Below are 10,799 nucleotides of genomic sequence, written 5' to 3' on the forward strand. Positions count from 1 at the left end.
CTCTTGTCATCCGTCGTGGGAAAGATTCGCGCGCTCCTCCCCCTCCTGGTCGCAACCCTCCTCCTCCAGCCAGCCCAGGCGCAGGAGGAGCGGGTGCTGCCCTATGCGACGATCTTCGTGCCGACCGGCGAGGCGGCGCTCGACTCGGCGCTGGCCGAGGCCTCGCGCCTCAGGCGGCTGGCCGGGGAGGCGCCGGTGGACGCCTTCGGCCTTCTCTCCCGCGCCCGCGCCGAGCCGCGGCTGCTGGAGGAGGTGCTGCACTCTGAGGGCTACTGGGGCGGCCGTGTGGAGATGCGCATCGCCGGCGAGCCGGTGGAGGCGCCGGGACTGGCCGAGCGCCTGCAGGCGCTGCCGCCGGGCGAGGTGCCGGTCGAGGTCCGCGTCATCCCGGGCCCGCGCTACGCCCTGCGGCGGGTGGCGCTGCGGGCCGAGGCGCCGGCCGGGGCACCGGCCGTCGCCGCGCTGCCGCCCCCGCCCGGCCTCCGCGCCGGGGAGCCCGCCCGCGCCGCGCCGGTGCTGGATGCCGAGGCCGCGCTGGTGGACCGCCTGCGCGAGGCCGGCCACCCGCTGGCCGCCGTGGTGGACCGCGAAGTGCTGGTCGACCATGAGGCGCAGGCGATGGACGTCACCTGGATCCTCGCTCCCGGCCCCGTCGCGAGCTTCGCGCGGCCGGGGATCGAGGGGGACACGCAGGTCAACCGCGCGCTGATCGAACGGGTGACCGGCCGCCTCGCCGGGCAGCCCTACAGCCCCGCCGCGTTGGACCGCACCCGGCGGGAGGTGCAGCAGCTCGGCGCCTTCGACGCGGTGCGCGTGCGCGCCGCGCGGCGGCTGGACGAGGCGGGGCACCTGCCCGTGACCTTCGCGCTGACCGACCGCCCGCGCAACGCCGCGGGCTTCAACCTGGCCTACGAGACGAATTACGGCCCGACCGGGCGCGTCTACTACGAGCGGCGCAACCTGTTCGGCAACGCCGAGACGCTGCGGGTGGAGGCGGAGGTGTCGCGCCTCGGCGCCGGCGGCGGGACGGAGGACCTGAACTATCGCCTCGGCGCCAATCTGCGCCGGCCCGGATTGTTCGACGGCCGTACGACCCTGGTCGCGGAAGCCGCGGCGCTGCGCGAAAGGCTGGAGGCCTATGACCGGGACGCGGTCGTCGCCTCGGTGCTGCTGGAGCATCCGGTGGGCCAGAACTGGATCGTCCAGGGCGGCCCCACCTTCGAGACGGGACGCATCGGGCGCGACGGCAACCTCTCCCCCTTCACCCTGGCGGGTTTCGTCACGGGGATCCGCTACGACAGCACCGACAACCTGCTGGACGCGCGGCGCGGCATCCGCGCCAACCTCGCCGTCACGCCCTATGCCGACATCGCGGAAGGCGGCGGCTTCGTCCGCGCGCTGGGCAGCCTGCGGACCTATTTCGACATCACCGGCGAAGGCGGGACGGTGATCGCGCTGCGCGGGACCGTGGGCAGCCTGGTCGGCGCGACGCGGGACGTGCCGCTCGACAAGCGGTTCTATGCCGGCGGCGGCGGGTCGGTGCGCGGCTACGGCTACCAGCAGATCGGCCCGCGGGACGCGCGCAACCGCCCGCTCGGCGGCTCGTCGCTGGTGGAGGGCTCGGTCGAGCTGCGCCAGCGCGTCAGTGGGCCCTTCGGCATGGTCGCCTTCCTCGATGCCGGCTCGGTCGGCGGGTCGGAGACGCCGGGCTTCGCCGATGTCCGCATCGGCGCCGGGGTCGGGCTGCGCTACGCCACCGCGATCGGGCCGGTGCGGCTCGACGTCGCCATCCCGCTCGACAAGCAGTCGGGCGATTCCGCCTATGGCATCTATGTCGGGCTCGGACAGGCCTTCTGAGCCCCCGCGCCGCCGCCGCGCCTGGCGCTGGCTGCTGGGCGCGCTGCTGGCGCTGGTCGCGCTGCCGCTGCTCGCGCTCGGCGGGGGGCTGATCTGGGCGAACAGCGAGGGTGGGCGCGCGGCGCTGGCGCGGCTGGCGGCGGCGCAGGTTCCTGGCCTGGCGCTGGAAGGGCTGGAAGGCCCCCTGCCCGGCCGGCTCGGCATCGCCCGGCTGACGCTGCGCGACGAGGCGGGGGTCTGGCTGGAGGTGGAGGGGGCGAGGCTCGCCTGGGACCCCCGCGCCCTGCTGCGGCGGGAATTGCGGGTGGAGGCGCTGACGGCGCGCCGCGTGGCGGTCCATCGCGCCCCGCTGGGCGCGGACCCGCCCGCCCCGTCCGAACCCGGGCCGCTGCTGCCGGACCTGCCGCAGCTTCCCGTCGCGCTGCGGCTCGACCGGCTGGAGGTTGCGCGGATCGAACTCGGCGAGGCGCTGGCCGGCGCCGCCGCGGTGCTGCGGGCCGAAGGGCGCGCGGCGCTGGACGCGGGCGGGCTGACGCTGGCGGTCGATGCGGCGACCCAGGATGGCGGCAGCGTGCTGGGGGTGGAGGCCAACCTGCGCCCCGCCACCGGGCGGCTGGCCGCCCGCGCGACGCTGCGTGGCGAGGCCGGCGGGCCGGTTGCCCGGCTGCTCGGCCTGGCCGGCCGCGCGCCGGAACTGGACCTGGTGCTGGACGGCCCCGCCAGCGGGGCCGCGCTGACGCTGCGCGCCGCGGCGGGAGAGGGCCTCGGGCTCGACCTGCGCGGCACGCTGCGCGCGCCGGATGCGCGCCGGGTCGGGCTGACGGTGGACGGGCGGGCCGATGCCTCCGGCCTCGTGGCGGGGCCGGCCGGGCGGCTTGCAGGGCCGTTCGACCTGCGGCTCGACGCCGATGGCCGGCCGGATGGCACTTTCGACCTGCGGGAGCTTCGCCTGGCCGGTGCGGCGGGGGTGGTGGAGGCGTCCGGGCGGCTCGACCCCGGCGGCGGTTCCACGGCATTGCGGCTCCGCGCCACGCTGCGGCCTTCCGCCGTCTTCGCCGGCTTGCTGCCGGGCGAGGCGCTGGGCTGGGAGGCGTTCGAGGCCGCGGCCGAGGTCACCGGCGCGCTCGCCGCACCGGCCGTCGCGCTCGATCTCGGCGTCACCGGCTTCCGATCCGCCGTCGCGCCACTCGCCGCCCTGCTCGGCCCGGCGCCGCGCCTGCGGCTGCGCGCCGTGGCGCCGGACCGGATCGAGGCGCTGACCCTGACCGGCCAGGCGATCGAGGCCGAGGCGCAGGGGCGGGTGGGCGCGACGCTCGACCTCACCTTCCGCGCCGCGGTCGCGGCGGTGGAGGGGGCTGCGCTGGGCCTGTCGGGGGGGCTGCGGCTGCGCGGCACGGCGGCCGGCGCCGCCGCGGACCCGACGGTCACGCTCGATGCCGCCTCCGACCGGCTGGAGGTGGCGGGGCGCGTGCTGGAAGGGCTGTCGCTGTCGGCCCGCATCGCCGCGCCGGCGACGGCCCCGGCGGTGGAGGCCCGTGCGGCGGGTCGCTTCCAGGACCTGCCGATCGGCCTCGACCTGCGCGGCGGCCCCGACGCGGATGGCTGGCTTCGGCTGGAGGCGGCGGAGGCCAGCTTCGGCCCCGCGCGCCTGACAGCCGCGGGCAGGCTGCGGCCGGACCCGCCGCTGTTCGACGGCACGGCGACCCTCGCCGTCCCGGACCTCGCCCCCTTCGCGCCGCTGGCCGGCCAGGCGCTTGGCGGCAGGCTGCGGCTGGAGGCCCGGCTTGCGCCCCGCGACGGCGCGCAAGGGATCGAGGCGCGGCTGGAGGCGCCGGAGCTTCGCGCGGGCGGCGTGACGGCCGAGCGCATCGCCGCGACGGTAGAGGGCACGCCGGCCGGCTTCGACTGGACCCTCGCCGGCCGCGCCCAGGGGGTCGAGGCCGAGGCCCGCGGGCGCCTCGCCGAGGCTGCGGGCGGGAGGCGGCTCGACCTCGCCGCGCTGCGCGCGACGGCGCAGGGCGAGACGGTGCGGCTCTCGGCGCCGGCGCGCATCACGCTGGCGGCCGGCGGCGGGGTCGAGATCGGGGCGGCGACGCTCGCCCTGCCCCGCGGCGGCAGCCTGCGCGCAGAAGGACGCTGGGGGCCGGACCGGGCGGATATCCGGGCGCAGCTCGCGCCCTTCAACCTGGCGGGGATCGCCGCGCTGCTGCCGGACATCGCGCCGGCCGGAACGGTGAGCGGGGAGGCGCGGATCACCGGGCCCGTCGCGGCGCCGGAGGTCGCGGCCACGCTGCGCGGCACCGGGCTGCGCGCCGGCGCGCCCTGGGGGCGCGGCCTGCCTGCCGGCGAGCTGCGCGCCGAGATCCGCCGCAGCGGGGATGGCGCGGTGGCGGGCAATGCCGAGGCGCGGCTCGGCGCCGCGCTGCGGCTGAACGCGACCGCGCGGATGCCGCAGGGGCCCGGCGCGTCGCAGCCGCTGGACGGCACTCTGGAGGGCACCATCGACCTCGCCTCCCTGACCTCGACCCTGCTGGCCGCGGGGGGCGACCGCGTGACCGGGCGGCTGGCGCTGAACCTGCGGACCAGCGGCCCCGCCGATGCGCCGGTGCTGGGGGGCGAGGCGCGGCTGACCGGCGGCAGCTACCGCAACCCGCTGCTCGGCGTGGCGGTGACGGAGCTGGCGGGCACGCTGCGGCCGGACGGGTCGCGGCTGCGCGCCGACATCGCCGGGCGGACCCCCGGCGGCGGGCGGCTCGGCCTCGGCGGCACGATCGAGCCGATGACGCAGTACCTCCCGCTCGACCTGGTGCTGACGGCGCAGGGCGCGCAGCCGGTCGCCTCCGACATCCTGCGCGCCACGCTGGATGCGGAGCTGCGGCTGGCCGGGCTGCTCGGGACCGGCGCGACGCTGTCGGGGCCCATCCGCATCCGGCGGGCGGAGATCCGCGTGCCGGACCAGCTTCCCGCCTCGGTCCGCACGCTCGGCGAGGTGACCGAGCGCGGCGCACCGCCCGGCCGCGCGCCGCGGCCGACGCAGCTCCGCCAGCGCCCGGCCGGGGGTGGCGGCAGCGCGCCCATCGCGCTGGCCATCCAGGTGCAGGCACCGCGCAACGTCTTCGTGCGGGGCCGCGGGCTCGATGCCGAGCTGGGCGGCGAACTGGCCATCGGCGGCCGCGTGGACGCACCCGAGATCAACGGGGAGCTGGAGCTGCGCCGCGGCGACCTCGCGGTGATCGGCCGGCGGCTCGCCTTCGACCGCGGGCGGCTCGATTTCCAGGGCGGGCTGCTGCCGGAGCTTGATTTCCGCGCATCCAGCCGCGCTGGGGCGGTGACGGTGCGGGTGGAGGTCACGGGCTCGCCCACCGCGCCGCAGATCACCTTCAGCTCCACCCCGGAACTGCCGCAGGACGAGATCCTGGCCCGGCTACTGTTCGACCGCCCGCTGCGCGACCTGTCGCCCTTCGAGATTGCGCAGGTCGCCCAGGCCGTGGCCGGGGCGACAGGCCTGCCGGGCGGCGGCGCGACGGGGCTGCTCGACCGCGTGCGGCAGACCATCGGGCTGGACCGCCTGGCGGTCGGCGGCGGCGGGGAGGGCGCCAATCGCCGCACCTCCGCTGAGGAGCGGAGCGGCGCGACGCTGGAAGCGGGGCGCTACGTGGCGGACGGGGTCTATCTCGGCGTGCGCCAGGGCACCGAGCCCGGCTCCTCCCGCGTCGGCGTCCGGGTGGACCTGACGCCGCGGCTGCGGCTGGAGGCCGAGACCGGCGACCGCGAGGCGGGGGAACGCGTGGGCGTGTCGATGGAGTGGGAGTGGGGGCGCTGAGCGTGCGCCACCGTCACGCCAGGTCCGGCGCCCGAGCCAGCAGCGCGGCATCGAGCTCCGCACGGCGGTCCCAGAGCCCGCGGTACCAGGCGAGCCGCGCGCCCAACTGGTCGGCCAGGAGAGGGCCGTCCGGCCCTTCCAGCTGGGCATAGGCGAAGACCGCGACCTCCGGATTAAGCGCCCGCACCGCGGCCGCCTGCGCCGCGGTCGCGACCTGCACGGCATGGACGCGGCGGAAGGCGTCGGGCGGCAGGCGGGCGGGGTCGATGTCGCTCTCCTGTACGATCACCGCGCCCGAGCGTCGAAGCGCGCGAAGCTCCGAGAGCGCCTCCGCCCCGTCGAGGCCCCGGCGCTGGAGGATGACGAGGCGCGGCGTGTCCCCGGCCCCGGCCGGCGGCGCCGCCTGCGGCCCGGCCACGGTGCCGATCCCCGGACGGGTCGCGAGCGCGGCCAGCGGGTCCAGGATGCGGGCGCGCGCGGCCTCGGCTTCCCCGGGCAGGGTGCGGCCGACCAGCAGCAGCGGGTCCGGGCGGACCCGCGCGGCGCGCCACACATATTGCAGCGGCAGCGCGCGGCGCGACCATTCCGCCATGTCGATGCCGAGCGCGGCGAAGCCCGGCGCCATCGCCTTCGCGAATGCCTCGGCCTTGTCGCGCCCGAAGATCCGGGGCGCCACTTCCAGCGGGACATAGCCCGCGGCGCGCAGCGCATCGTGCATCGTCGCGCGCGTGAACCAGCGCAGATGCGTGCGGTCGAACAGCCCCATGCGTTCATAGCGCCAGTCGCCGCACAGCAGGCGGTGGGCGAAGGACCAGTGTTCGAGGTTGGGGATGCAGACCAGCAGCACGCCCCGGTCAGACAGCAGGCGGATGTCGCGCGCCAGCACCGCCCAGGGGTCGCGCAGGTGTTCCAGCACGTCGCCGAAGACGATGGCGTCGAGGCTGCCTTCCGCGACCGGCGGCGGCACCGTCTCGATGTCGGTGCCGTGGACCTCGGCGTAGTGGCCGCGGGCATGGGCGGCGAGTGCGGGGTCCGGCTCGATCCCGATCAGCCGCGCCGCCGGGTTGCGCCGGCGGAAGGCGCCGCCCAGCGCGCCGGCGCCGCAGCCCACGTCGAGCACCGCGCGGGCATCGAGCGGGATGCGCGACAGCAGGTCCGGATTGGCATGCGCGCCATAGGTGGTGGCGGGATCGGGCGCGGCCGCGGCCTGGCTCACGGCGCGACGCCGGGCGATGCGGGTGGCAGTCGGCGCGGCATCCGGGGGTCCTTGCGCGGGCGGGCCGGCATCGGACACCGGCGGGCCGCAGGGATCAACCCCGCCTGCTTGACGCGGGGCGGGCCTGCCCCCATCCCCCGCCCATGGCCCCTCCCCCGCTGCTGCATCTCCGCGACATCCGCCTGCGCCTGGGTTCCACGCAACTGCTGGACGGGGCGGAGATCATGGTCGGGCCGGGGGAGCGGCTGGCGCTGGTCGGGCGCAACGGGTCGGGCAAGTCGACGCTGCTGAAGATCGCGGCGGGGCTGCTCGACGCCGATGCAGGCACCCGCTTCCTCCAGCCCGGGGCGACGGTCCGCTACCTCCCGCAGGAGCCGGACCTGGGTGGCCATGCGACGACCGGCGACTATGTGGCGGCCGGGCTCGGCCCGGGCGACGACCCGCACCGCGCGCGGCTGCTGCTGGAAGGCCTCGGCCTGACCGGGGACGAGGCGCCGGGCCGGCTTTCGGGGGGCGAGGCGCGGCGCGCGGCGCTGGCGCGCGCGCTGGCGCCGCGCCCCGACATCCTGCTGCTGGACGAGCCGACCAACCATCTGGACCTGCCCGCGATCGAATGGCTGGAAGGGGAACTGGCGCAGCTTCGCAGCGCGCTGGTGACGATCAGCCACGACCGCCGCTTCCTCCAGCGCCTGTCGCGCGCGATGGTCTGGCTGGACCGCGGCACGACGCGGCGGCTGGAACAGGGCTTCGCGCATTTCGAGGAATGGCGCGACCGCGTGCTGGAGGAGGAGGAGACCGAGGCCCACAAGCTGGCCCGGAAGATCGTGCGGGAGGAACACTGGCTGCGCTACGGCGTCACCGCGCGGCGCAAGCGCAACGTCAAGCGCCTGGCCGGGCTGCAGGACCTGCGGAAGCGCCGGAAGGAACGCGTCGGCGCGCAGGGCAGCGTGCGGATGGCGGCGGCCGAGGGCGATGCCTCCGGCACGCTCGTGGTGGCGGCGGAAGGCATCGCCAAGGCCCATGGCGATGCGCCGCCGGTGGTGCGAGACTTCTCCACCCGCATCCTGCGCGGCGACCGCGTGGGCATCGTCGGGCCGAACGGCGCCGGCAAGACCACCCTGCTGAACCTGCTGACCGGAGTGCTGGCGCCGGATTCCGGCACGGTGCGGCTGGGCGCCAACCTCCAGATGGTCACGCTGGACCAGAAGCGCGAACAGCTGGACCCGGACGCGACGCTGCAATCGGCGCTGACCGGCGGGTCGGGCGACATCGTGCAGGTCGGCGGGGAGAAGAAGCATGTCGTCGGCTACATGAAGGACTTCCTGTTCGTGGCGGAACAGGCGCGCACGCCGGTGGGCATGCTGTCGGGCGGGGAACGCGGGCGGCTGATGCTGGCGCGCGCCCTCGCCACGCCGTCCAACCTGCTGGTGCTGGACGAGCCGACCAACGACCTCGACCTCGAGACGCTTGACCTGTTGCAGGAACTGCTCGGCGACTATGCGGGCACGGTCATCGTCGTCAGCCACGACCGCGATTTCCTGGACCGCGTCGCCACCAACGTGATCGCCTGGGAAGGCGACGGTCGCTGGCAGGACTATGCCGGCGGCTATTCCGACATGGTCGCGCAGCGCGGCCGCGGGGTGGAGGCGAAGGCCGCGCCGGCGCAGGCGGCGCCCGCCCCCGCAGCCACGCGCGGCGGGGCCGAGGCGCCGCGGCCGGCCGCGAAGCCGAGGATGTCCTTCAAGGACAGGCACGCGCTGGAGACGCTGCCCGCCCGCATCGCCCAGCTGGGGCGGGAGATCGCGGCCCTGCAGGGGCAGCTCGGCGATCCCGCGCTCTACGCGCGAGACCCGGCGGGCTTCGCCGCGCGCAGCAGCCTGCTCGGCAAGAAGATGGCCGAACGCGACGCGGCGGAGGACGAGTGGCTGCGGCTCGAGATGCTGCGCGAGGAGCTGGAGGGCTGAGGCGGCGCTGACGGCCGCCGCGCGACGTGGCATGCAGGTGCCTGGACCGGAAGGAGGGACGGCATGACCATCGGCGTCGGCGGATCGGATTTCGCGACGGAACTTGCGCGCATCCCGAACGGGCGGGATGCGGTGCCGCCGATCGGCGCGGAGGAACATGCCCGCCGGGTGGCGCGCGCGCAGGCGCGGATGGCCGAACTCGGCATCGCCGCGCTGTGGCTGGACGGCACGACCAACCTGGCCTGGCTGTGCGGCCTGAAGCACGGCCAGAGCGAGCGCCCAGTCGGCGCGGTGCTGCCGGTGCGCGGCCCCCTCTCCTACCTTGCGCCCGCCTTCGAGGTGGAGAAGCTGAAGACCATGCTGGCCCTTCCCGGCGAGGTGCGCGGCTGGGAGGAGGACGAGGACCCCTACGCCCTGTTCGCCGGGATGCTGCGCGAGGCCGACATCCCCGGCGGCACCGTGGCGCTGGACGACATGGCCCGCGTCTTCGTGGCGGAGGGGATGCGCGCGGCGCTGCCGAACCACCGTTTCGTCGCCTCCGGCCCCGTCACCTCCCATCTGAGGGAGCGCAAGACGGAGCATGAGGTGGCGATCCTGCGCCAGGCGATGGCGATGACGCTCGGCATCCAGGCCGCGGCGGCGCGGGCGCTGCGGCCCGGCGTGACGACGGAGGAGGTGACGGAGTTCCTCGCCGCCGCGCATCGCAGGGCGGGCTTCGATGCCGGCCCCGCCTTCTCCATCGTGCTGTTCGGCGAACCAACCGCCTATCCGCATGGCGTGCCCTATCCCCAGACGCTGAAGGAGGGCGACGTGGTGCTGGTGGATGTGGGGGCGCCGCTGCACGGCTACATGTCCGACATCACGCGCAGCTACGTCTTCGGCGAGCCGAGTCCGCGCCAGCGGGAGATCTGGGACCTGACGAAGCGCGCCCAGGCAGCGGGCTTCGCGGCGGCGCGGCCGGGGGCGCCCTGCGGCGGCATCGACGATGCCTGCCGCGGCGTGGTGACCGGCACAGGCTTCGGCCCGGGCTACAAGGTGCCGGGCCTGCCGCACCGCACCGGGCACGGCATCGGGATGGACGTGCACGAGGCGCCTTATTTCGTGGGCAACAACCGCGCGCCGCTCGCCATCGGCAACACCGGCAGCATCGAGCCGACCATCGCCATCTACGGCGAGTTCGGCATCCGGCTGGAAGACCATATCGTGGTGACCGAGACCGGCGCGGAATGGCTGACGCCGCCCGCGCCATCGATCGACGACCCGTTCGGGAGGGAATGACGAGGTGCTGACCATCCATGGCTGCTGCCGTTCGCGCGCATCGCGCAACATCTGGCTGCTGGAGGAGATCGGGATGCCGTTCCGGCACGTCCCGGTCATCCAGGCCTATCGCCTGGCGGATCCGGGCGCGCCGGACGCGCCGGTCCACACCCGTTCGCCGGCCTTCCTGGCGCTGAACCCGAACGGCCACATCCCCGCAATGGAGGATGACGGGCTGGTGCTGCACGAGTCGCTGGCGATCAACCTCTACATCGCGAAGCGATACGGCGGCCCCTTCGGCCCTGCGGATGTGGCCGAGGACGGGCTGATGGGCATGTGGACGCTCTGGGCCGCGACGGAGGCGGAGCCCCACACCATCGAGATCCTGTTCAACCGCGCCGGAAAGCCGCCGGCGGAACGCGACGCGGCGAAGGCGGATGCGGCCGTGGCGGCGCTGCGCGCGCCCTTCGCGGTGCTGGACGGCGCGCTGGCGGCGACGGGCTGGCTGGTGGGCGGGCGCTTCACCGTGGCCGACGTGAATGTCGCCGAGGTGATCCGCTACGCCATGCCCGCGCCGGAACTGTTCGAGGGCGCGCCGCGCGTGAAGGCCTGGCTTGCCGCCTGCCACGCCCGCCCGGCCTTCCGGCGCATGATGGAGGCGCGGGAGAAGGAGCCGGCGTGA

Annotated in this window: 6 protein-coding genes; 5 read left to right on the forward strand and 1 reads right to left on the reverse strand. The window is 75.9% G+C overall.

The window, feature by feature from the left end:
• Positions 1-15: 15 nt before the first annotated feature.
• Both ACK8OX_RS04535 and ACK8OX_RS04540 read left to right on the forward strand, forming a co-directional pair.
• Complete coding sequence (locus ACK8OX_RS04535; RefSeq protein ID WP_430662727.1) at positions 16-1,857, forward strand: autotransporter assembly complex protein TamA; 1,842 nt, start codon at positions 16-18, stop codon at positions 1,855-1,857.
• Positions 1,832-5,680 (forward strand): translocation/assembly module TamB domain-containing protein, encoded by a 3,849-nt coding sequence (locus tag ACK8OX_RS04540; protein WP_430662728.1) that lies wholly within the window; start codon positions 1,832-1,834, stop codon positions 5,678-5,680. The genes ACK8OX_RS04535 and ACK8OX_RS04540 overlap by 26 nt, the downstream gene beginning before the upstream one ends.
• A 13-nt stretch (positions 5,681-5,693) precedes the next feature.
• Here ACK8OX_RS04540 and ACK8OX_RS04545 read toward each other — a convergent pair whose 3' ends face one another.
• Complete coding sequence (locus ACK8OX_RS04545; RefSeq protein WP_430662729.1) at positions 5,694-6,896, reverse strand: class I SAM-dependent methyltransferase; 1,203 nt, start codon at positions 6,894-6,896, stop codon at positions 5,694-5,696.
• Positions 6,897-7,039: 143 nt separating this feature from the next.
• Between ACK8OX_RS04545 and ACK8OX_RS04550 the strand changes: the two genes are divergently transcribed.
• The 3 genes from ACK8OX_RS04550 (at position 7,040) to ACK8OX_RS04560 (ending at position 10,799) form a co-directional block, all read left to right on the forward strand.
• A complete protein-coding gene (locus ACK8OX_RS04550) occupies positions 7,040-8,860 on the forward strand; it encodes an ABC-F family ATP-binding cassette domain-containing protein (protein ID WP_430662730.1) in 1,821 nt (606 codons plus the stop codon).
• 63 nt (positions 8,861-8,923) lie between these two features.
• Positions 8,924-10,138 (forward strand): M24 family metallopeptidase, encoded by a 1,215-nt coding sequence (locus tag ACK8OX_RS04555; protein WP_430662731.1) that lies wholly within the window; start codon positions 8,924-8,926, stop codon positions 10,136-10,138.
• A 4-nt stretch (positions 10,139-10,142) separates the two neighbouring features.
• Positions 10,143-10,799, forward strand: coding sequence for a glutathione S-transferase family protein (locus ACK8OX_RS04560; protein WP_430662732.1), 657 nt, complete (start codon positions 10,143-10,145; stop codon positions 10,797-10,799).

The sequence above is a fragment of the Falsiroseomonas sp. CW058 genome (genome assembly GCF_050563535.1).
In the GTDB taxonomy this organism is placed as follows: Bacteria; Pseudomonadota; Alphaproteobacteria; order Acetobacterales; family Acetobacteraceae; genus Falsiroseomonas.